The organism is Sinorhizobium sp. RAC02 (assembly GCF_001713395.1).
Lineage (GTDB): Bacteria > Pseudomonadota > Alphaproteobacteria > Rhizobiales > Rhizobiaceae > Shinella.
Genome location: NZ_CP016452.1, coordinates 637,223 through 657,915 on the forward strand (window position 1 = coordinate 637,223; position 20,693 = coordinate 657,915).

A 20,693-nucleotide genomic window follows, 5' to 3' on the forward strand; every position below is an offset into this window, starting at 1 on the left:
GATGAGAAGGATTCTCCTCGCGCGCCTGGCGCAGGCGGGCATCGTCGCCGTCACGGTTGGTGCGCTCTGCTTCGTGCTGATGCACATCCTGCCGGGGGACGCGGCGATGCGCATTGCAGCCGGTCGCTATGGACCGGATGTGGCTATTATCGACGCGGCCGCAATGGTGCGGCTGGAGCTAGGCCTCGATCGGCCGTGGTTCGTCCAGCTCGGCGAGTGGCTGGGGAACCTCATGCGCTTCGATCTCGGCCATTCGCTGGTAACGGGCGCGCCTGTGCTGCGCGAACTACAGGTGCAGCTCGGTGCCTCCGTCTGGCTTGCGGTCGCCGCGCTTGTGCTCTCACTTGTAATCGGTCCGTGGCTCGGTGTGCTTTCCGGCTTGAAGCCGGGCGGTGTCGTCGATCACCTTAGCCTTGCAGGTGCGGCGATCTTCCGCGCCGTTCCGCCCTTCGTGCTCGGCCTCATCTTGATGCTGGTCTTCTCGAAGCATCTCGGTTGGCTGCCGCCGGCCGGCTTCGGCTCGCCGCGCGAAATCCTGCTGCCGGCGCTTACATTGGCGCTTGGGCTTGCGGCGATGTCGAGCCGGGTGACGCATAATGCCGTTGCAGGTGTCACGAGCGCGCCCTACTTCGCTTTCGCCCGGCTCAAGGGCCTGTCCGAGGCTGTCGTTGTCCGGCGGCACGGGCTGCGCAACGCCGCCATTCCGGTCGTCTCCTATCTTGGGTTGCAGGCCATCTACCTCGTCGAAGGCGTCGTGGTGGTGGAATCGCTCTTCGCCTATCCGGGTATCGGCCACGCGCTGGTTCACGCCATCGTCGAGCGTGACATTCCCATGGTGCAGGGTACGGCGTTGGTCATGGGGCTGATGTTCGTCGTGATCGCCACAATTGTCGACCTCCTGTCGCATTGGCTTGATCCCCGCCTCGGGAGGATCAAATGAGCCCGAACGAACGTGTACTCGCCCCTTTACGTGGTCGGTTTTCGCCAATTCGTATTTTCGGCGCTGGGCTGCTCGCGACCCTTGCTGGTTTCGCCCTGCTCGGGCCGCTCCTCATTACGGCGGATCCGGCCGCACAGGATTTTTCCGCAAGCCTCGCGCCCATCGGCGGAAATCATCTGCTCGGTGCGGATCATTACGGCCGCAGCCTGCTGTCGCGGCTTGCGCATGGGGCAAGACTATCCTTCGGCATGGCGTTCGTAACGATGCTTGCGGCGGCCGTCCCTGGTGTTCTGCTGGGACTTGTTGCTGCCTGGCGGGGCGGATGGTTGGAGCGGTTCGCAGAGCTGCTGGCAACTATCGTGCTGGCGTTGCCAGGGCTGATGCTGGTGCTTCTGTTGCTTGCCTTTGCGCCCGGCAATTACGGGCCGCTCTTTCTGGGCATTGCGCTCACATTATGGGTCGAATTCTATCGGGTGACGCGCGCCGGAGCCAAAACCATCCTCGGCCAGCCGCATATCGAGGCAGCTCGCATGCTGGGTTTTGGTTCCGGCTATATCCTGCGCCACTATGTGCTGCCCGTCATCGCACCGATGATCGCGACGCTTGCGGCCTTCGCGATGGCGGCTGCCATCATCTCGGTATCGACGCTGAGCGCCATCAGTGTCGGCCTGCAACCGCCAACGCCGGAACTCGGCGGCATGATCGTCGAGATGCTGCCCTATTATGCCGAAGCGCCGCTGCATGTGCTGCTGCCGGCCGTGCTGATCTTCCTGCTGGTGCTCGGCCTGCAACTCGTCGCACAGGAGGACCGAGCATGACCGTTCACCCACGTATGCAAGCACTGTCCGTCAGCGCTCTGTCGGTAGCGTCCCCACAAGGCACGATCGTTTCCGAGATCACCTTCGCACTCGAAGCCGGCATACCGTTGACGCTGCTCGGTGAAAGCGGCTCGGGCAAATCCCTGGTGGCGCAGGCGATCATGGGCAATCTGCCGATGGGACTATCTGCCGCGGGTCATATCCTTCTCGACGGGGTCGACCTACTCGCCGGCTCCGCTGCGACGGGCCGGGCCCGATGGGGGCGTACGATATCGCTGCTACCGCAAGAGCCATGGTTGGTGCCAGCGCGTAGCGATCGCCATTGCCCATGCCGGCGATTGCGACCTGCTAATCGCCGACGAGCCAACCAAGGGGTTGGACGCAGCGTTGCGCAACGGTGTCGTCGCCCGCTTGAAGCGCGAGGTCGACGCGGGGCGGCTCCTGCTCACCATCACCCATGATGTGATGGTCGCCCGTTCGCTCGGCGGCATGGTGGGCGTGATGCTGGAGGGTCGGCTGGTGGAGATCGGGCCAGTCGACAACGTGCTGGAGGCGCCGCAGCACGACTATACGCGCGCGCTGATCGCCGCCGATCCGCAACACTGGGCGCGACGGGCGCCTTCAAGCGGGGGTGAGTTGGTGTTGGCCGGTCACGGCCTTGAAAAGGCCTTCGGCGAAAACCTGCTGTTTTCCGGCCTCGACATCGAAATCCGTGCGGGCGAAGTGGTCGCGATCACGGGACCGAGCGGCTGCGGCAAGACAACCGTTGGCAATATCCTGCTCGGGCTCACCGCGTCCGACCGGGGAGAGGTGGAGCGACGCGCGAGAATTTCACCGCTCCGGTTCCAAAAACTCTACCAAGACCCACCTGCCGCCTTTGCACCACATCAATCGATCCGCAAGGGACTTGCCGATCTCGTGCGCCTGCACGGGCGGCAATGGAGTGATGCGCAGGCTCTCTGCGCCCGCTTGCGTCTGCATGACAACCTACTCGGCCGATTGCCGTCGGAAATCTCAGGCGGAGAATTACAGCGTTTCGCCCTCGTGCGCACACTGATGCTGGATCCCGTCTTCCTGTTTGCGGACGAAGCCACTTCGCGGCTCGATCCGGTCAGCCAAAAGGAGGTGATCGAGTTCTTGCTGGAAATTGTGAGCGAAAAGAAGCTTGGAATACTGCTGGTCACGCATGATCAACACCTCGCCGAGCGGGTTTCGACGAGAGTTGTGCGATTGGGCGTGGATGGTATGATGTAGTTCTCAGCCTTTACCGACCAATATCCGAAGGAAGGGATCAACTGGATGAGAAGGCTATCCATGGCGGCCTCTCCCGGTTAAGCGACGATCCGCTAAGTCACTTCTCGGGGGCAAGCGGCTGGTTTTGACGGCCGTGACGCGTCGGTACTGATGGAATCCGTGTGACGAGGTGGAGAAGTATTCTGCATTTCAACCAAGCCAGATGAACGACTCTTTTGTTTCCTCAACGCCAAATCAGGCACCACGCCTAAGGTCGACGTCAGCCGCGGCCCTAATGTTCGCCGAGGCCAATATGAAATACCAGACTGGTTTATTGAGGGGCTTGGTTAGACCGGTGTCGATGGGGCTCAAAGCGTTCCGCTCCTCGCGTTCGATGCCCTCATCCGACGTGGTAGGTCCTGCGGATATGACCCATCAAGACGTACCGGGCACCGCTAAAAATTCCATATATAGGGGTGATGCCGTGAATTTCGGTTAATCGGGCACTTAGCTTATCTGAGTTGAGGCGCCATCGGTTCAGATCCTTTCAACAGCAAATCCATTCAGATGGGCCTGACACCCCTTCATTAGGAAAGACCGTACCATGCGCCGCGGCCGGCACTGTGCAGGACGAGGTGCCCTTGATGCACGAGCGCCCTGAAATGATCCTTAATGGTGGCTTGCATCGGTAGTCCGTGTAGCCTCTGCGACCGTAATCCGCCCGTGCTCGCGTGCCAACTCGAGCAATTTCACGGATAATTACGGCATGTCGGCGAGGATAATACATCCGCGCTCCATTTTCTTTTCAAGCCGCGTTTTCTGCCGATGAAGCGTTCTCAGAAAGTACTCGATTCAGGGATTCCAGTCGGGCTCGGCGTTGCGGATCGTTCCCTGCGTGCGCCGAAGCGAGATGTAATAGCTCTCCTTGCTTTGCTCGATGATGCTTTCGAGCGAGCTGTAAGGGACGTAAGCGTAGCCTGCCCGTAGGAGCAACAAGGTGGTCAGAATACGCGATAGGCGGCCATTGCAGGTCATCTTTGACGTTTTGGGGAAGGCTGTATTCGTCGCGGACTAACTATTTGGACGGCCCCTTCGAAAAACAGCGTGATGCGGTGAGCGCGGCGGAAGAGCACTGCCGTAAACTTGGGTGGGAGGACGACCACAGAAATGCGAGCGGGAGTCATCGGCCCTGAACAGATTGGGGTGCATCCTGCTTGGCGCGCGTTGCAGCTTTGCTCGAATGTGTGCGCATGCTAATGTTCTCAGGTCGTAGGGGCTCTCCAAACCCTTGTATCGGACCCTGCGACATCTGCCATAGCCGCCGGATCGACTGTCAGCGTGGTCGATCCGGCTTTTTTTGTATGCAATTGGATATTTTCGGGTTGTTCTCTCATGGCGTGCATGGCCGTCTTGTCATAATGTAAGCGTGTGCTAATCTTTGTCTTGCAGGACTACCCAAAAGTCTTGCGACGAAATGTGCCTCACTAGGGTCCGGACTCACTAGAGCCACCAGATGACGGCCGCGGCGAGAGCGACGGCACCCATGAAGTTTTTGATGTTGCGATCGAAGCGGGTGGCGAGGCGACGCCAGTCCTTGAGACGGCAGAACATACGCTCGATGACGTTGCGCTGCTTGTAAACGGCGCGGTCGTACTCGTACTGGACCTTGCGATTTCGACGTGGCGGGATCACAGCCTCGGTACCGCGCTCGTCGAGCCACTCGCGCAGAGCCTGGCTGTCATAGCCCTTGTCCGCGACGAGCTGCGCGCAGGGCGGCAGGGCTTCGATACACAGCCTCGCCACCTTGCAATCATGGACGTTGCCGGGCGTCAGGAGCAGGACGTGAGGGCGACCTTTCGCGTCGCAGACGGCATGGAGCTTGGTGTTCCGTCCGCCTTTCGTGCGGCCGATACCATGAGCCAAGGCCCCCCTTTTCCCCCGCCTGCGCAGCGGTGGACCTTGATGCAGCTACTATCGATGAACAATCGGTCCGGCGCATCTTCGGCTCCGGCAAGTGCGCTGAAGATGCCTTCCCAGATGCCGCGCTCGGACCAGCGAACGAAGCGATTGTAGAGCGTCTTCTTCGGTCCATAGACGTCGGCGCAGTCCGCCCAGCGGCCACCGCATCGCAGCGCGTGGACGATTCCGCTCAACACGCGACGATCGTCCACCCGCGGCTTGCCCCGCACATCCGTTGGCAGGAGCGGTTCGATCCGTTCCCACTGCGCATCGGAAAACCAAAAGAAATCATACATCTCACCGCCCTTTCGTCGCGGCAATGAATCATGTCCCAGCGCTCAGGGAAAGCCAATTATTGGGTCCGGACCCTAATGTGAGAAAGCCGGTGCGGTGGCGCGCGCACACTGCACCGGCTTTTTCGTTTCGCCAGCGCACGGGGTATGTCAAATTTAATAGTGCGGATGGGGTGTCGGGCGTATCTTCGCGCATCAGCACTACCAGAGAGCGCCATGACGTTCATTAAAGCGCAGATGTTCTTGCTGAGAAGTCAGGAGACTTCTATGCATTCGAACCACCTACAGCCCGAAGAACTGACCGCCGTCAAAGCCGTGTACGATGACATCGTAAGGCAGGACTGGTTCTCGAAAACCGACGAAGCACGATCATCATTTGCGCGCTATCTGATCGACACCTATTCCATCGGTCAGATTGAGCCGACACGGTTCCGTAAGATCGTAGAATGCTCAGCGCGCATGCACTACAGTCGCACGTAATTGAACCATCCGGGGGTGGATGTGGGACTCGGTTCAGAGATGAGCCGGGTCCTTTTCGATCCATCGGGCATCGGTTGCAGAAAAGTCTACGGAATACATTGAGTTGCAATCGGTATAGCTGATTAGACGTACCGCGCGTTAACCCCCCAAATGCGGTATACCGGTTCAAAAGTTCGTGAATTGGACTTTAAATGTTTCGTGTTTCGCGGTGAAGTTTAGCCACGTAGAATGTACTCAATCGGGTTTGTTCTTTCATACGCGACAAATACTAGCCCCGATCCGCCATGGGCGTAGGTTCGATCATAGCCGGCGCTATCTAATCATTTTCGCCTGCAGTCTCGATTTAAGTCGCTCAATATGACTATGTCGTGTTGCTTGTTCATCCGGCAGCAAATGCTAATGTTCTGCCGCGGTCACGAATGCCCCTGATACCTCAAGCTGTGGCCGCCAGAAGGAACCCGGCTCCGCAAAGTCGGGTTCTTTTTGGGTTGAATAGGTGTCAGCGATGATCCCGAGGTCTTTTCGTTCGATAGACTCTAATATTGGCGTGGGTTGTGCTACGGGTCGCCGGTTTAGCGGGCGCGACCATGAGAGTTTGACGCCTTTCGCCCCAATTTTACGAGGCGAAGCTATCTCGGGTAGCTCTGTTATGCTCTTCGCAGACAAGAATGAGTGGTCGGTCTTCGTCATTGAAGACGGTGGTGAGTCCGGGTGCGCCTCGGTTTTTGGCATGTCGATTTCACGGCTTGCGGTAACGCAAATGTACTGGTTGCAAGAAGATAGCAGGTCCGAGTGGGGGACGCCTGCAAGCGGCGGCATGGTCATAAGCTGGTCCATTGGAACACAGGCGGATGCGGGGCTGGTCTATACCATGCTGGAAGCCGCTATCGAAGCCGTGGTCACGTTGATGCACGGCCTATCGTTCATTCTGATCGCGGAGCCCGCTATCGCTGGCCGGGCTGGGTCACCAGGGTAGGCGATGCGAAGTTGGTCCGCTCAATGTCCCGTAAGGGCTGTTCGCAAGACAACGCGGCCTGCGAGGGCTTCTTCGGCCGAAAAAAAAAAGAATTCTTCTACCCTCGAGACTGGAGGGCGACCACGATCGAACAGTTCGTCAGAGAGGTGGACGCCTACATCCACTGGTACAACGAAAAGCGCATCAAATTATCACTTGGCGCCCTCAGTCCCATCGAATATCGAAACCGCCTTGGACTGAACGCATATCCCATCCGACTTTTTATCCGCATCCCCTATCAGGCCACGCCGGGTCAGGTCTCAGTGGCAATCAACACTTCCTGGATTGTTAGAAGCTCGACAGCCACTCTTGGAGGTCGGCCTCGGCCTTCTCCAGCGCGCTGTAGTTCAAGAGCTTGCGCAGGAGCGCCGTGGTGATGGCGCGGGTGCGCAGGTTGAAGCGCGCGTCTTCGCTGTCCTCGCCGGTCGACTGGTAGACGTCGAGCTTGTCGTAGAGCTGTTGGAGGCGGTTCTGCACGCTGCGGAGCGAGAGGTTGCGGCGGCGGGCGATGGCCCGGTCGGTGAGGCCGAGGGCGATGTCGATGAGGATCTCGTATTCGGAATCAGTGAAACCGTTCGTCTGGCCCAGGCTCTTCTGCTGCACGCCGCGGATCTCGCGGTCGATCACGCACTGGCTTTCGACGAAGATCGAGCGCAAGGCGAGTTTCAGCCGTTCGTCCGAGGCGGACTTCAGCACGTAGCCATAGGCCGCCCCGTCGGGCACGATGCGTGAGACGCCGCGCACATAGGCCTCGTCGGAATAGTTCGACCAGAAGAGGATGCGCGTTTCCGGTCGCTCCTTCCAGATCGTGCGCGCCGCCTCGATGCCGTTGCGGGTCGCCATCTGGAGATCCATGACGATATGCGCGGACTTGTGGTCGCGCGCGAGCTTTTCGCCGGAAAGGCCGTTTTCCGCCTCGATGACCGTCTCGCATTCCGGCAGCGCCGAGCACACCGCCTCGTGCAGGTAGGAACGATGCAGCGGATCATCCTCCACGATCAGGACTTTCATCACCCGTTCCTCCTTCGCATAGGACTCCCGCGCCGCGTTCCGGGGCGAGGGGAAGCCGGACCGTTACGGTCGTGCCGCCGTTGTTGCGCGCCGTGCCGATCGTACAGGTCGCCGAGATCAGCCGGGCACGCGTCTTCATGTTTTCGACGCCGCTACCGATGCGCCCGCGCGGGCGCACGACGCCACAGCCGTCGTCCGTCACGTCGAGCACGAGGCTTTCGGCCTCGACGCACAGGCGCACGGCGAGCATCTCCGGCCGGGCGTGACGGACGGCGTTGTTGATCGCCTCTTGCGCGATGCGGAAGAGGGCGACGCTGACGGTCGGCTCCAGCCTGTCGAGTGCGCCGGCCGTCTCGTCGGCGAGCGCCCAGCGGATCGGCATGCCGCTGTCGCGCACCGAGCGGTCGAGATGGTTTTCAACCGCCTGCGCGAGGCCGAAGAGCTGGAGGACGGAGGGTTTCGCCTGTTCGATGATCTGCCTGAGATCATGCATGCAATGCTGCAGCGAGCGCGATACCGGCTCCAGGGTGTCTGGGCCGATTTCGCCGCTCAGGGAAAGCTGCTCGACGCGGCGGGCGAGGCGGGTGAGATCGGCAAGGGTCTGGTCGTGCAGGTCCATGCCGATGCGTTGCCGTTCCTGTTCGAGCGCCTCCGTCAGGCGCAGCGCGCCGAGGCGCAGGCCCTCTTCCCGAGCGCGGGCTTCCGCCTCGACGATAGCGGAGCGCTGCGCCTGTTCGGCGGCGCGTAGCGCGAAGAAGTAGGGCGTCAGCAGGTCGGCGATGACGCGGGCGTGCTCCACGTCGTCGAGCGTATAGAGACCGACGGATCGGGAGGAGCAGGAGAGCGCCGCGATAATCGTCCCCTCCACCTTCATCGGCACATGGACGCGGCTGCGCAGCGATTGTTCGTCGATCGGCGCGCGAAAAGCACCCTCGAAACGGAAGCGCGGGTCCGTCGTCGCATCGTCGCTGAGGAGGTAGTCGACCTCGCCCCACAGCAGTGAGCGGATCGGGCTGTAGACGACGGGTGCGCCTTCTAGGTCGCCCCACGCGGTGTCGATGCCGGTCTCGTAGGCGGTGTGGTAGTTGCCGTCCTCCACCAGCACGCAGACGTCGAGATGCTCGTGCGGGATGATATGCGCGACCTCGGCGGCTACGGAACGGATGGCCGAGCGGAAATCGAGCTGGCCCGCGAGCAGTCGCGAAATGCCGAGATAGTGCTCGAAAAGCGCAGCGGGCGCGAGTTGCAGCATGGGCGAAAATCCTCCCGGCGGCGGCCTCCCATGCCGTCACCGCCCTCCAGTAAGCGCCGACAAGCATAGCCGCGTCTTGCGGAAACCCGCAACTTCTCGCGCAAATCCCGCAAATGTCTTGCCGAACCGCACCTGTACAGGTCCCCGGTTGTCCCGCATCCTGCAATGGCTGAGAGGAGGAAGCTCAGCGGACAACGATTTCGATCCGGCCTACCGGATCCTGAGGGAGAGAGACAGATGGGAATTCGTAAGATGCTTCTGGCATCGGCCGTCGCCGCGTGCGTCGCCATGCCTGCTTCCGCCTTCGCCGATACGTCGGGCAAGAAGATCGCCCTTTCCAACAACTATGCCGGCAACTCCTGGCGCCAGGCCATGCTGACGAGCTGGGACAAGGTGACGGGCGAGGCCGTGAAGGCTGGCGCGGTCGCCGCCGCCGATCCGTTCACCACGGCCGAGAATCAGGCGACCGAACAGGCCGCGCAGATCCAGAACATGATCCTGCAAGGCTATGACGCGATCGTCGTCAACGCCGCCTCGCCGACGGCGTTGAACGGTGCGGTCAAGGAAGCTTGCGATGCCGGCATCACCGTCGTCTCCTTCGACGGTATCGTGACGGAACCCTGCGCCTGGCGCATCGCTGTCGATTTCAAGGAAATGGGCCGCAGCCAGGTTGAGTACCTCTCGAAGAAGCTGCCAGAGGGTGGCAATCTGCTCGAAATCCGTGGCCTTGCCGGCGTCTTCGTCGATGATGAGATTTCGGCGGGCATCCATGAGGGTGTAAAGCAGTTCCCGCAGTTCAAGGTCGTCGGCTCCGTGCATGGCGACTGGGCGCAGGACGTCGCGCAGAAGGCCGTCGCCGGCATCCTGCCGAGCCTGCCCGAGATCGTCGGCGTCGTCACGCAGGGCGGCGACGGTTACGGCGCGGCGCAGGCGATCGCTGCGGCCAAGCGGCCGATACCCGTCATCGTCATGGGCAACCGTGAGGACGAGCTGAAATGGTGGAAGGAACAGAAGGACGCAGGCGGCTACGAGACCATGTCCGTCTCCATCGCGCCCGGCGTCTCGACGCTCGCCTTCTGGGTCGCCCAGCAGATTCTTGACGGCAAGGAGGTCAAGAAGGACCTCGTCGTGCCGTTCCTGCGCATTGACCAGGACAATCTGGAAGCAAACCTCGCCACCACCCAGGCGGGCGGCGTCGCGAATGTGGAATATTCGCAGGCTGACGCCATCAAGGTCATCGAGGCCGCCAAGTAAGGCCTCCCGGCGAGGCGCGGTTGCCCTGGCTGCGCGGCCTTTTCCAGCACAGAAGCGATGGTCAATGACGGGTGAGATGCGGAAACCGGTGATCGCAGTCACCGAGGCCCGGGTGAGTTTCGGGGCGGTCAAGGCGCTCGACGGCGTGACGCTGTCGATCCTGCCGGGCGAATGCGTCGGTCTCGTCGGCCACAACGGCGCCGGCAAGTCGACGATCGTCAGTGTCATCAACGGCGGCCTGACGCCCCACGGGGGCGGTGTTGTGGGCTATGACGGGGCGCTTGCACGCTACGGCATCGCCGCGGCGCGCGCCCGCGGCGTGCGCTGCGTCTTCCAGGAACTGTCGCTCTGCCCCAACCTCTCCATCGTGGAGAATGTCCGGCTGATGCACCGTTCGCTTGACGGCTTCGGCTGGCGGCGGCGGGCGCGGGCGGTCATCGAGGCGAGCCTTGCCGCGATCTTTCCCGGCCACGGCATTACGAGCGACCGCACGGTCGGCGAACTCTCAATCGCCGAGCGGCAGATGGTCGAGATCGCCATCGCTTTTTCCGATGCGGGCGTCGCGCCGCGCCTCATCATCCTCGACGAGCCCACCTCGTCGCTCGATGCCAGCCTTGCCGAACAGATGCTCGCCCATGTCCGCCGCTTCGTCGCGGGCGGCGGGTCGGTCATCTTCATCTCACACATCCTGAGCGAGATTCTTTCGACCGCGGACCGGATTGTCGTGATGAAGGACGGTCGCATCGTCGCGGAGCGGCCGGCGGCGGATTTTTCCGAGCGCAGCCTCGTCGAGACCATGGGCAGCATGGTGAAGGGCGAGGCCCCTCGCTGTGCCGCGCGTGACCTTGCCAGTGCGCCCGTCGTGCTGGAGCAAAGCGGGCGCGGCCTGCCGTTCGTTGCGCGGAGCGGCGAGATCGTCGGGCTTGCGGGCCTCGCCGGCCATGGCCAGACCGAGATGCTGATGGCGCTGCATGCGGCGCGAAGCGGCGCCTGGATGCCGGCACGCGATCCGGCCGTCACCTTCGTTGCCGGCGACCGGCGCCTCAACGGCGTGTTCGAACTCTGGAGCATCCTGCGCAATCTCTCCATCGCCTCGCTCGGTGACATGACGCGCAGCGGCCTGGTGCGGACCGGCGAGGAGGACGCGCGCGGCGCGGACTGGAAGACGCGCATCGAGATCCGCACGCCGGACATGAGCAACCGCATCCTGTCGCTTTCCGGAGGCAACCAGCAGAAGGTGCTGTTCGCACGGGCGCTTTCGACCCGCGCACCGGTCGTGCTGATGGACGATCCGATGCGCGGCGTCGATGTCGGTACCAAGCAGGAGGTCTACGAGATCGTGCGTCAGGAGGCAGAAAACGGTCGCACCTTCGTCTGGTATTCGACGGAGATGGAGGAGGTCTGCCTGTGCGACCGCGTCTATGTCTTTCGCGAGGGCGCCATCGTCGCCGAGCTCGCGGGCGACGCCGTCAGCGAAGCCAACATCCTCGCCGCCTCCTTCGAGGGACCGGCCGCATGAGGATATCCAGCGACGCGCTGCGCCTCCTCATTCCGGCGCTCTCCCTGACAGTGCTGCTCGCAGCCGTCTTCTGGCTCCAGCCGCGGGCGATGAGCTATGTCGGCCTCAACCTCCTGTTCAATCTCGCGGTTCCGATTGCGCTCGCCACGATCGCGCAGATGCTGATCATGGCGGTCAACGATTTGGACCTCTCCATGGGCGCCTTCGTCAGCTTCGTCGCCTGCGTGACTGCCACCTTCCTGCGTGATGCGCCGCTCCTCGGTTTGCTCATCCTTGCCGGGGCTATCAGCGTCTATGCGCTGCTCGGGGTCGTCATCCACCTGCGTAACCTGCCGTCCATCGTTGTCACACTCGGCATGAGTTTTGTCTGGGCTGGCCTTGCCGTGCTGCTGCTGCCCGCGCCCGGCGGGCAGGCGCCGGACTGGGCACGCGCACTGATGACGGTAAAACCGCCGGTCGTGCCGATGGCAATCGTCGCCAGCGTCGTTATCGCTGTTGTTGCCCACTTTCTCGTCATGCGCTCCTCGCTCGGCGTGCTCGTGCGTGGTGTCGGCGGCAACCAGCGCTCCGTCGAGCGCGCGGGCTGGTCGGCGATTTTTGCACGCGCGGCGGCCTATGGGCTCGCCGGCCTCTTCGCGGTGCTTGCCGGCATCGCGCTCGTCGGGCTCACCACCTCCGCGGATGCCAACATCGCGCTGCGCTATACGCTTCTCTCGATCGCCGGCGTCATTCTCGGTGGCGGCGAGTTCATAGGCGGCCGCGTCTCACCGGTCGGCGCCGTCATCGGCGCGCTGACGTTGACGCTCGCCGGCTCGTTCCTCTCGTTCCTGCGTATCTCGCCCGATTGGCAGATCGGCGCGCAGGGCGCGATCCTCATCGTCGTGCTGGCGCTTCGCCTCATCCTCAACCGCATCGAGGTGAGGGAGAAGCGGCGATGACCCTGTTCCGCCATCTTGCGCAGAAGAGCTGGATCTGGTCGTGGATCGCCGCCTTCGTCGTCTGGCTTGCGACGATTTCCGTCACGGGCGGCGCAAGCGCGGTCGGCCTCACCCAGGCCGCGCTCACCTTTGCCGCCTTCTCCATCATCGTTGGCATTGGCCAGATGTTCGTCATCACGCTGGGACCTGGCAATATCGACCTTTCCGTGCCCGCCACCATGACGCTCGCCGGCACGGTGGCGCTCAAGCTGATGAATGTCGAGAACGGCATAATCCTGCCGGGCCTCGCCGTTGCCATCCTCATCGGCGTCGCCGTCGGCATCGGCAACTATGCGCTCATCAAGACGCTGCGCATCCCGCCGATCATCGCAACGCTGTCGATGAGCTTCATCGTGCAGTCGACGGCGATCTGGACCAACCGGGGCCTGCGCATCAAACCGCCGCCTTTCCTTGCCGATTTCACCACGGCCAGCACCCTTGGTGTGCCCAATGTGGCGCTCATCGCGCTTGTGCTCTCGCTTGTCGCCTGGCTGCTGCTCGAAAAGACGCTCTACGGCCGCTGGATCTCCGCCATCGGCCAGAGCATGCCGGCGGCGCGCATGGCCGGTATTCCCGTCGATGGCGTGCGCTTCGTCACCTATGTCGTCTGCGCTGTGCTCGCCGCGCTTGCCGGCTACCTGCTCGCCTGTTTTTCCGGCGGTGCGGCGCTCAACATGGGCTCGGAATATCTCCTGATGTCGATTGCCGTCGTTGTCATCGGCGGCACGGCGGTCGCGGGCGGCGATTCCAACGTGCCCGGCATCTGGGGCGCCTCGCTGTTTATGTTCCTCGTCGTCTCCATGCTCAACACCTACGGTCTTGGCGCCGGCGTGCGCCTCATCATGACCGGCCTCATCATCATCAGCGTCATCATGCTTGCGGGCGGCCGCAGACCTGGCGCCCGGTAATCCAGGAACCCATCTATGCACTCCGATTCCCCTTTCGAAATCCACGATCCGCGCTTCCTGCATCTGATCGTCGGCAGCGCGCGGCTGGAGGAGCTCTATACCGGTTGCCGCTGGGCGGAGGGCCCGGTCTGGTTCAGTGATGCCAACCAGCTCCTGTGGAGCGATATCCCCAACCAGCGCATCCTGCGCTGGACGCCGGAGGGCGGTGTCTCCGTCTACCGTCAGCCCTCGAATTTCGCCAATGGCCACACCCGCGACCGGCAGGGCCGCCTCGTCTCCTGCGAACATGGCCTGCGCCGCGTCACGCGCACGGAGATCGACGGTTCGGTCACGGTCCTCGCCGATAGCCATCAGGGAAAGCGCCTCAATTCCCCCAACGACGTCGTGGTGAAATCCGACGGCTCCGTCTGGTTCACCGATCCGACCTACGGCATCCTCTCGGACTACGAAGGCTACCGGGCCGAGCCGGAGCAAGCGGCACGCAACGTCTATCGCGTCGACCCGGAAAGCGGCGCGATCGAGGCTGTCGTCAGCGATTTCACCCAGCCCAACGGCCTCGCCTTCTCGCCGGACGAACGTACGCTCTATGTCGCCGATTCCGCCGCGAGCCACGACCCTGCGCTGCCGCGCCATATCCGCGCCTTCGATGTGATCGATGGTCGCCGCCTCGAGAACGGCCGTGTCTTCTGCCACATCGACGCCGGCATCCCCGATGGCATCCGCACCGATGTTTCAGGCAATCTCTGGTCCAGCGCCGGCGATGGCGTGCATTGCTTCGACCCGGCGGGCAAACTCATCGGCAAGCTCCGCGTGCCGCAGACCGTCGCCAACCTCACCTTCGGCGGTCCGCGGCGCAACCGGCTTTTCATCACGGCAACAGCCTCGCTCTATTCGGTCTACCTCGCCGTGTCGGGTAGCCAGCACCCCTGAAGGGCCTTGCTGCGGCGCCAGCGGTTTTCGTCCCGATCGTGTCATCCGGCGACGGACGAATCCGGTGCAACTCCCGGCTCTCGGTGCTCGCCCGTAAAGTCGATGAAGGCCGGGACGAAATGGTCGAACACCGTCGCGACGTTCGCGGTTCAGCGCTCATTGTTGTTCACAATCTCAGCCACAAATCGGACTTCGTCGCAAACGATCTGGTGGTCGCGGCGATTGAAAAGGTGTCGGGGCGACGCATCGATCTCAGGGCTGCCAAACGCGTGCTTGAACAGCGGATTGCCTATGACGGAAAAAACTTGAGTGTTGGCGACGCGGATGCGCGATCGGGCTTGCCTGCTTTTGGGATTACTGGTGTGCTGAATATTGTGTGGCCTGCACGGCTTTTGAGAACTACGCCTGGTTGGGTTCCTGCGCCGGGACTTGTGATCTTTGGGACCGGCGTCTGCGAAATCGCGAGCGCGGTCGGTTTACTGATCTTGTCGCTGAGGCGAGCGGCCGGTTTTGGACTGGCGCTCTACGCGGTTTGCGTGTTTCCTGCAAACATCAAGCACGCTCTGGACACGCTCCTAGGCGAGCCGTCGATCCTGCAATGGTGTACCACATCTGCCGTCTGCCGCTTCAACCGGTGATTGTCTGGATCGCACTGTTCGCAGGCGGGCTCGTAACATGGCCGGCAGAACTCAATCGATAGTCGTTGCCCATATTCTTGACGCGTGATCCCCAAGAGATCCTGAAATTTCCACCTCGATCGTTTCGCCGCCGTTCTGTCCCCATCGACCACGCCCTGCTTCCGAAGATGTAAGCGTTGTTAAGATGGCTCGCACAATGAGATCGGCCGCGCAGATCACGCGGCCGATAGTCGTCTTCGAATGGTGCAAGCGGACGCCACATTCGACTCCGCCCCCGATAACCGATTACATCGCCGGGAGAATCGCGATGTCGCGAACCTCATTTTCTACGCCGGTAATGGCGCCGACTTCCGTTGCTGCGCCGGTTTCAAGACTGATCGTGTAGAGGATTTTGCCGGCAACGAGGTATGCAGTGTTCTTGCCACCTTCCTCGCCCTGAATGTCGAACGCGTAGGTGGCTGGCTTCTCTTTCAGTCCGAGCTTGCCGATCGCCTTCAGCGTGCCGTCGTTCGGCTTGGTCTGCTGGATGAGGGCGCCGATCGTGGCATCGAGATTGTACATCGCCGTCTTCTCCGGTTTGCCGAAGGAATTGGTATAGGCGGCGGCGACGATGTTCGGCGTCTCGCCCTTGTGCATGTCGCCCTCCTCGAAGGCGAGCGTGCCGTCCACCGTGACGGCGCCGGTATCCGGATGGACGCGGTGGTTGGTCGTGCCGGTCATGAAGCGCAGACGATCGGCCATCGGGTTGAAATCGACGACGACCGGCGCTTCGGAGAGATCGAGCGTCTTGTCCATCTTCGCGACGTCGGTTGCCGCGCCGGTGTTGAGATCGATCGAGACGATGCGGTGATCCGTGGTGACGCCGATGACGGTCTTGTTGCCGGGGCGGAAATCGATGCCGAGGAGCTTGTCGACGCCACCGACCTCCATGGTTTTCGAGACGGCGGGCTTTTCCGTGTCGAACAGCACGAGCGTCTTTTCGCCGGCAAGGCCGAGGATGGGCGCGGCAGACGCGGTGGTGGCGAGAAGGCCGATGGCGAGGGAGGCGGTGAGGGCGTGGAAGTGCTTGGTCATGTCGTTCTCCGGTGCTTTTGGCGTTAGAGAGAGGAAATGCTCTCCATCCGAAGACACATGGCGGGTGGCCCCTGGATGCAGCCGGCAAAAAAATATCTCCATGCTGCATCCAGCCGGCTCGCCCTCGTGTCTTCCTGTCAGCACCGATGCCGGAGAGATGACTGGACGAAATCATGCGGATGATGGCAACTGCGTTTGAGAAAACCGTGGCCGGCGGCACTATTCGACGGAAAGAGGGTGGATTGGCTTTTAGACCTGACGATCCGGACGAACTGGAAGCCGCGGTGCTTGCCTGCGCCAGGGGAGAGCGAAGCGGGCTCCGCGTGATCTTCGATCGCGAAAGCGGCCGGCTGGTCGCCGTCGCCCAGCGCATCGTGCGCCGGCGCGAGCTTGCGGAAGAGGTCGTGCAGGAGGCCTTCATCCGCATCTGGACCCATGCGCATCAATATTCGCGCGAGAGGGGTTCGGCGCGCGGCTGGATCTATGCCATCGTTCGCAACCGCGCGCTCAACCTGCTGCGCGACGGTGGGCGCGAGGAGGCGGTCGACGACATCGAGGCGCTGCAGGACCGCGACCATGCCAGCGAGGTCATGGCGGCCTGGCAGATGCTCGACCGCGACAGCCGCCTGCGCGAATGCCTCGACGGGCTGGAGGAAACGCGGCGCAGCGGCATTCTCATGGCCTATGTGGGCGGCTACACCCATGGCGAAATCGCCGGGCGCCTGCGCCTGCCGCTTGGCACGACGAAGTCGTGGATACGGCGCGGCCTTTCGGCGTTGAGGGAGTGCATGTCATGACCGGCGGCAGAGAGGACGTGCTTTCGCTTGCGGACGAATATGTGCTGGGCCTGCTGGATGCCGGCGAGGCGGCGGCGGTGGATGCGCGCATCGAGCACGACGCGGCCTTGCGCGCGGCGGTCGCGGCCAGCCGCGAGCGCTTCCTGCCGCTCGACACCCAGCTTGCGCCGGCCGCTGTCGACGATGGACTGTGGCACCGGATCGAGGCGAGCCTGCCGGCGCACGGCGAGTCCGGTCCGGTTGCCGCACCGGCAAACGACAACAGGCGCTCCGGCTGGCGGCTGGCGGCGCTTTCCTCCTTTGCCGCCACGCTGCTCCTGGCGGCGGGTCTCGTCTGGAGCCTCGGCCGCACGGTCGAGCCGGTGGTGATTGCCGTCCTGCTCAACGAGGCCGGCGAGGTGCAGGCGGTCGTCGAGGACTTCGGCAATGACACGGCCAATGTGCGCCTGCTCAGCGCCTTCGAGGTGCCGGCCGACAAGACCATCCAGGTCTGGACGCTTCCCTCGCGCGAGCTCGGCCCCGTTTCGCTCGGCCTTCTGGACGGCAGCCGGTCCGCCCGGCTGGAAGGGCCGACATTGCCCGATCCGAATGAAGACCAGCTCTACGAGCTGACGCTCGAACAGGCGGGTGGGTCCACCTCGGGCCGTCCCACCGGGCCGATCCTCGCCAAGGGCTTTGCCAAGGCGGTGCACTAGGACCGCGCTGCTCAGGGTGAGGCGATATTCCGCGGCGACAGCGCGACGCGGCGCTCCCAGATGACGAGGACCATGCTGGCGGCGACGATGAGGAAGGCGCCGATGAAGACGTTGAGGGCCGGGATTTCCGCCCAGATGGCGTAGCCGTAGACGAAGGCCCAGATCAGGCCGGTATATTCGACGGGCGCCAGCGCGGAGGCAGGCGCATAGCGAAAACCCTCGTAGAGCAGGAACTGCCCGAGCGTCGCCACGAGGCCGAGCGCGAACATCAGCATCCACCCTTCCGCATCGGGCGTTTTCCACATCCAGGGAAAGGTGGCCGCACAGGCGATGCCGAAGAGCAGGCTGGTCGCGAACATCTGCGTGAGCGTGCTTTCGCTGCGGCTGACGAGGCGGATGAGGATGGTGCTCCAGGCCCAGCAGAAGCCCGCGACGAGGCACATGGCGGCGGGGATGAGGTTGGGCGAATGGGACGGGTTGGCCGCGATGATGACCCCGACGAAACCGCCGACGCAGGCGATCCAGCGGCCCGCGCCCACGGCCTCCTTGAGCACGAGGATCGACAGGAAGACCGTGATGATCGGCGCGGAGAAATAGAGCGTGGTGAGTTCCGCGAGACCCAGATAGCGCGCGGCGTTGTAGTAGAGCAGCCAGGCGACGAGCATCAGCGCGGCGCGCAGCACCACGGTGCCGCGATAGGGGCTCTTCAGGATCGATGGATGGCGGTAGAAGCGGATCAGCACGCCGGAGACCAGCACGATGACGAGGCTGCGCACGAACAGGATCTGCGGAACCTCATAGGTCGCCACCATCCATTTCACCAGTGCATCCTGCATGGCGAAACAGGCATAGCCGGCCGAGGCCAGCGCAATGCCGGCCAGCGGTTTCGTGTCGATCAGTCCGGAACTCATGATGGCCTCAAGATGTCATGCCTTTTCGCCCGTCAAAGCCCGGGGCCTGGCCGAATGGGGCTTCCATCGCTGAAGCGCACCAGCCGGAAACGGTGGAGACGATGGCCGGGATCGTTGCCCTGGATGAGATCCGCGACGACGCGCCCGATGCCCGGCCCGATGCCGAAGCCATGGCCGCTCATCCCCGTCGCCACGAAGAGGCCGTCGATGGCCTGCGCGCGGTCGACGATGGGGACGACATCCGGCATGGCATCGATCATGCCCGCCCACGTCGTCCGCAGCGAAACCGGCCCGATCTGCGGGAAAAGCGCCTGGAAGTCGCGTTCGATCGCGCGGAGACGGGCGTGTTCGGGCGCGGGATCGAGGACCCGCATCGCCTCGAAGGGGCTCGCGCCGTCCGGCGTCCAGTCGCGCGGCGTCGTCCAGCCGTCGGGAAACGCCGCCGGCGCGGTGAGGCGATAGCGCATGCCCAGCGGATTGGCCTTCAGGACGGGAAGATATTTTGGCGCGTGGCGGAAGGCATCTGGGCCGAGAGAGAGCTGGCTGCTGCCGCCCGGTGCCAGCGTGTAGCCGCCATCCTGCCGGCGCCGGAAGGCGATTTGCGCATCGGCCGCCGCACCCGCATGGATCTCCGGCAGCGGCCCGGTGGCGGCCACGGTGGCCCGCACGCTGAGCTGCGGAATGGAAATGCCGTGTTTGCGCAGGAAGAGCGAGGACCACGCGCCGCCCGCGACCAGCACGCTGGAAGTCGCGATCGGACCCGCCTCCGTCCACACGCCGCTGACCCGGCCGGCCGAGAGCTCCAGCGCCCGTGCGGCGCAGTTTTCCACGATCTTCACGCCGTGGCGCACCGCAAGGCGGGCGAGCGCCGGCACGGCGAGCCACGGCTCGGCGCGCAAGTCGGAGGGCGTGACCATCGCGCCGGCATAGCGGCGTGCGGCACCCTCGAAGAGGCTGGCGGTCTCGTTCGCATCGATGAGGCGGGTGTCGAGGTCGTGCTCGGCGGCGATCTTCATGAAGGCGTCGAAGCCGGCCAGGTCCTTTTGCGATCGGGCGAGATAGGTCACGCCCGTCCGGATCAGGCCGATATCCTCGCCGCTTTCCTCGGCCAGTTCCCGCCAGAGACGGCAGGCCTCGATGACGATCGGAAGCTCATCCGCATCGCGGCCCTGCTTGCGGATCCATCCCCAGTTTCGCGAGGACTGCTCGGCGGCGATGCGTCCCTTTTCCAACAGCGTAACGGAGATGTTGCGCTTGGCCAGGAAGAGCGCCGTGGTGACGCCGATGATGCCGCCGCCGATGATGACCACCTCGGACGCCTGCGGCGGTGGCCCGGGATAGCGGATGGGATCGGCCAGGGAGAAGGGAAAGGTGAGCACGGGATGCATTCTGGGGCAGGAGAGTCGCTGCCTTGGCAGTACCAGATAAACCGCCACCAAACTACTGGCTTCCGCTCGGATTCGCGCCCCGGAATGCTGCCGGTAACCGTGCGACGATGCGCTCGACCGCTGTCGAAAGCGGAATCGTGCCGCGGCGGTGTTCGGTGCCGGCCTCGTGCAGGAACAGGCCTTTGGCGATGCCGTCATACATGTCGATGAGCGCGCTTGCCACCGCGCCGGGCACGCCCTCTTCGGCCAGCAGCGCGGCGCGGCGCTCGGGCGGAACCAGCGCCGGCACCACCGGGCGGCCGAGAGCCTGCGCGAAGGCCGCGGCCACGTCGCCGGCGCTCCAGTCCTGCGGCCCGGCGATTTCCACCATGCGCCGGCCGGTCCAGTCCTCGCAGAGCAGGACCGCGGCGGTGCGCCCGACATCGATCGTGCTGACCATAGCAATCTTTTGGACGGGGTCGAGGAAGGATGGCAGCCCGCCCTCGGACAGGGCAGCGCCCGCCACCTCGCTCCAGGTCTCGATGAAATAGCCCGAGCGCAGGAAAGCGGTCGATTACGAAGCACGTCAAAGTTAATAGTGCCGGGTGGGTGTCGAGCGTAC

At 63.3% G+C, this 20,693-nt stretch carries 19 protein-coding genes and 3 pseudogenes; 14 read left to right on the forward strand and 8 right to left on the reverse strand.

Annotated elements, in window-relative coordinates:
• Window position 1 precedes the first annotated feature (1 nt).
• Genes BSY16_RS24085 through BSY16_RS24095 form a run of 4 tightly spaced genes read left to right on the forward strand, consistent with a single transcriptional unit; the run spans window position 2 to window position 3,012 of the window.
• On the forward strand, window positions 2-940 hold the full coding sequence (locus BSY16_RS24085) for an ABC transporter permease (RefSeq protein WP_069062351.1): 939 nt from the start codon (window positions 2-4) through the stop codon (window positions 938-940).
• The gene (locus BSY16_RS24090) at window positions 937-1,758 is read left to right on the forward strand and encodes an ABC transporter permease (protein WP_069062352.1); all 822 of its coding nucleotides are present in this window, start codon (window positions 937-939) and stop codon (window positions 1,756-1,758) included. Before BSY16_RS24085 ends, BSY16_RS24090 begins: the two co-directional genes overlap by 4 nt.
• Window positions 1,759-1,772: 14 nt before the next feature.
• Window positions 1,773-2,219 carry an ATP-binding cassette domain-containing protein gene (locus BSY16_RS33165; protein WP_353652404.1) on the forward strand — a complete coding sequence of 149 codons (447 nt, stop codon included), beginning with the start codon at window positions 1,773-1,775 and terminating at the stop codon, window positions 2,217-2,219.
• Window positions 2,146-3,012, forward strand: a complete 867-nt coding sequence (locus BSY16_RS24095) for an ATP-binding cassette domain-containing protein (RefSeq protein WP_353652398.1) — start codon at window positions 2,146-2,148, stop codon at window positions 3,010-3,012. Before BSY16_RS33165 ends, BSY16_RS24095 begins: the two co-directional genes overlap by 74 nt.
• 566 nt (window positions 3,013-3,578) lie before the next feature.
• On the opposite strand, the pseudogene BSY16_RS32940 reads toward BSY16_RS24095, so the two are convergent.
• Window positions 3,579-4,017, reverse strand: a pseudogene (locus BSY16_RS32940) (Fic family protein); the annotation flags it as partial.
• Between the two features lie 474 nt (window positions 4,018-4,491).
• Window positions 4,492-5,246, reverse strand: a protein-coding gene (locus tag BSY16_RS31700) for an IS5 family transposase (protein WP_502695997.1) whose coding sequence is annotated in 2 segments (ribosomal slippage) — window positions 4,492-4,902 and window positions 4,905-5,246 — 753 coding nt in all. Because the reading frame shifts where the segments join, the coding sequence is not laid out codon by codon here.
• A gap of 213 nt (window positions 5,247-5,459) precedes the next feature.
• Between BSY16_RS31700 and BSY16_RS24115 the strand changes: the two genes are divergently transcribed.
• Together BSY16_RS24115 and BSY16_RS24120 are read left to right on the forward strand one after the other, a co-directional pair.
• A complete protein-coding gene (locus BSY16_RS24115; protein WP_069062353.1) occupies window positions 5,460-5,723 on the forward strand; it encodes a hypothetical protein in 264 nt (87 codons plus the stop codon).
• Between the two features lie 814 nt (window positions 5,724-6,537).
• Window positions 6,538-6,938 (forward strand): annotated as a pseudogene (locus BSY16_RS24120) (transposase); the annotation flags it as partial.
• 88 nt (window positions 6,939-7,026) lie between these two features.
• Here the strand turns inward: BSY16_RS24120 and BSY16_RS24125 are convergent.
• On the reverse strand, window positions 7,027-7,749 hold the full coding sequence (locus BSY16_RS24125; protein ID WP_069062354.1) for a response regulator transcription factor: 723 nt from the start codon (window positions 7,747-7,749) through the stop codon (window positions 7,027-7,029).
• Window positions 7,724-9,001 (reverse strand): sensor histidine kinase, encoded by a 1,278-nt coding sequence (locus tag BSY16_RS24130; protein WP_286157335.1) that lies wholly within the window; start codon window positions 8,999-9,001, stop codon window positions 7,724-7,726. Before BSY16_RS24130 ends, BSY16_RS24125 begins: the two co-directional genes overlap by 26 nt.
• 237 nt (window positions 9,002-9,238) lie before the next feature.
• Here BSY16_RS24130 and BSY16_RS24135 point away from each other — a divergent pair, with 237 nt between their 5' ends.
• The 6 genes from BSY16_RS24135 to BSY16_RS32945 all read left to right on the forward strand — a co-directional run bounded on the left by BSY16_RS24135 (window position 9,239) and on the right by BSY16_RS32945 (window position 15,227).
• Window positions 9,239-10,255 carry an ABC transporter substrate-binding protein gene (locus tag BSY16_RS24135; RefSeq protein ID WP_069062355.1) on the forward strand — a complete coding sequence of 339 codons (1,017 nt, stop codon included), beginning with the start codon at window positions 9,239-9,241 and terminating at the stop codon, window positions 10,253-10,255.
• Between the two features lie 64 nt (window positions 10,256-10,319).
• The gene (locus BSY16_RS24140) at window positions 10,320-11,774 is read left to right on the forward strand and encodes a sugar ABC transporter ATP-binding protein (protein ID WP_069062356.1); all 1,455 of its coding nucleotides are present in this window, start codon (window positions 10,320-10,322) and stop codon (window positions 11,772-11,774) included.
• A complete protein-coding gene (locus tag BSY16_RS24145) occupies window positions 11,771-12,712 on the forward strand; it encodes an ABC transporter permease (protein ID WP_069062357.1) in 942 nt (313 codons plus the stop codon). Before BSY16_RS24140 ends, BSY16_RS24145 begins: the two co-directional genes overlap by 4 nt.
• Window positions 12,709-13,659: an ABC transporter permease gene (locus BSY16_RS24150; protein WP_069062358.1), complete on the forward strand. Its 951-nt coding sequence runs from the start codon at window positions 12,709-12,711 to the stop codon at window positions 13,657-13,659. Before BSY16_RS24145 ends, BSY16_RS24150 begins: the two co-directional genes overlap by 4 nt.
• Before the next feature lie 15 nt (window positions 13,660-13,674).
• Window positions 13,675-14,589 carry an SMP-30/gluconolactonase/LRE family protein gene (locus tag BSY16_RS24155; RefSeq protein WP_069062359.1) on the forward strand — a complete coding sequence of 305 codons (915 nt, stop codon included), beginning with the start codon at window positions 13,675-13,677 and terminating at the stop codon, window positions 14,587-14,589.
• A gap of 119 nt (window positions 14,590-14,708) precedes the next feature.
• Entirely contained in the window at window positions 14,709-15,227 is a 519-nt protein-coding gene (locus BSY16_RS32945) for a DoxX family protein (RefSeq protein ID WP_286157336.1), read from the forward strand.
• 285 nt (window positions 15,228-15,512) lie between these two features.
• Here the strand turns inward: BSY16_RS32945 and BSY16_RS24165 are convergent, their stop codons facing one another.
• Window positions 15,513-16,301: a DUF4394 domain-containing protein gene (locus BSY16_RS24165; protein WP_069062360.1), complete on the reverse strand. Its 789-nt coding sequence runs from the start codon at window positions 16,299-16,301 to the stop codon at window positions 15,513-15,515.
• A 242-nt stretch (window positions 16,302-16,543) separates the two neighbouring features.
• On the opposite strand from BSY16_RS24165, the gene BSY16_RS24170 reads away from it, so the two are divergent.
• On the forward strand, window positions 16,544-17,098 hold the full coding sequence (locus BSY16_RS24170; protein ID WP_069062361.1) for a sigma-70 family RNA polymerase sigma factor: 555 nt from the start codon (window positions 16,544-16,546) through the stop codon (window positions 17,096-17,098).
• Window positions 17,095-17,793, forward strand: coding sequence for an anti-sigma factor (locus BSY16_RS24175; RefSeq protein WP_069062362.1), 699 nt, complete (start codon window positions 17,095-17,097; stop codon window positions 17,791-17,793). The genes BSY16_RS24170 and BSY16_RS24175 overlap by 4 nt, the downstream gene beginning before the upstream one ends.
• Before the next feature lie 11 nt (window positions 17,794-17,804).
• Here the strand turns inward: BSY16_RS24175 and BSY16_RS24180 are convergent, their stop codons facing one another.
• From BSY16_RS24180 to BSY16_RS24190, 3 genes and pseudogenes are all read right to left on the reverse strand, one after another.
• On the reverse strand, window positions 17,805-18,704 hold the full coding sequence (locus tag BSY16_RS24180) for a DMT family transporter (RefSeq protein WP_069062363.1): 900 nt from the start codon (window positions 18,702-18,704) through the stop codon (window positions 17,805-17,807).
• A gap of 32 nt (window positions 18,705-18,736) precedes the next feature.
• Window positions 18,737-20,083, reverse strand: coding sequence for an NAD(P)/FAD-dependent oxidoreductase (locus tag BSY16_RS24185; RefSeq protein ID WP_150130131.1), 1,347 nt, complete (start codon window positions 20,081-20,083; stop codon window positions 18,737-18,739).
• 61 nt (window positions 20,084-20,144) lie between these two features.
• Window positions 20,145-20,645, reverse strand: a pseudogene (locus tag BSY16_RS24190) (Rossmann-fold NAD(P)-binding domain-containing protein); the annotation flags it as partial.
• Window positions 20,646-20,693: the final 48 nt, after the last annotated feature.

Excerpts from the sequence above, each read along its gene's own strand:
- BSY16_RS32945 (WP_286157336.1), top strand. The coding sequence starts at position 14,709 with ATGGTCGAACACCGTCGCGACGTTCGCGGTTCAGCGCTCATTGTTGTT.
- BSY16_RS24135 (WP_069062355.1), top strand. The coding sequence starts at position 9,239 with ATGGGAATTCGTAAGATGCTTCTGGCATCGGCCGTCGCCGCGTGCGTC.
- BSY16_RS24115 (WP_069062353.1), top strand. The coding sequence starts at position 5,460 with ATGACGTTCATTAAAGCGCAGATGTTCTTGCTGAGAAGTCAGGAGACT.
- BSY16_RS24145 (WP_069062357.1), top strand. The coding sequence starts at position 11,771 with ATGAGGATATCCAGCGACGCGCTGCGCCTCCTCATTCCGGCGCTCTCC.
- BSY16_RS24140 (WP_069062356.1), top strand. The coding sequence starts at position 10,320 with ATGACGGGTGAGATGCGGAAACCGGTGATCGCAGTCACCGAGGCCCGG.
- BSY16_RS24090 (WP_069062352.1), top strand. The coding sequence starts at position 937 with ATGAGCCCGAACGAACGTGTACTCGCCCCTTTACGTGGTCGGTTTTCG.
- BSY16_RS24180 (WP_069062363.1), bottom strand. The coding sequence starts at position 18,704 with ATGAGTTCCGGACTGATCGACACGAAACCGCTGGCCGGCATTGCGCTG.
- BSY16_RS24150 (WP_069062358.1), top strand. The coding sequence starts at position 12,709 with ATGACCCTGTTCCGCCATCTTGCGCAGAAGAGCTGGATCTGGTCGTGG.
- BSY16_RS24165 (WP_069062360.1), bottom strand. The coding sequence starts at position 16,301 with ATGACCAAGCACTTCCACGCCCTCACCGCCTCCCTCGCCATCGGCCTT.
- BSY16_RS24130 (WP_286157335.1), bottom strand. The coding sequence starts at position 9,001 with ATGCTGCAACTCGCGCCCGCTGCGCTTTTCGAGCACTATCTCGGCATT.
- BSY16_RS33165 (WP_353652404.1), top strand. The coding sequence starts at position 1,773 with ATGCAAGCACTGTCCGTCAGCGCTCTGTCGGTAGCGTCCCCACAAGGC.
- BSY16_RS24155 (WP_069062359.1), top strand. The coding sequence starts at position 13,675 with ATGCACTCCGATTCCCCTTTCGAAATCCACGATCCGCGCTTCCTGCAT.
- BSY16_RS24175 (WP_069062362.1), top strand. The coding sequence starts at position 17,095 with ATGACCGGCGGCAGAGAGGACGTGCTTTCGCTTGCGGACGAATATGTG.
- BSY16_RS24085 (WP_069062351.1), top strand. The coding sequence starts at position 2 with ATGAGAAGGATTCTCCTCGCGCGCCTGGCGCAGGCGGGCATCGTCGCC.
- BSY16_RS24125 (WP_069062354.1), bottom strand. The coding sequence starts at position 7,749 with ATGAAAGTCCTGATCGTGGAGGATGATCCGCTGCATCGTTCCTACCTG.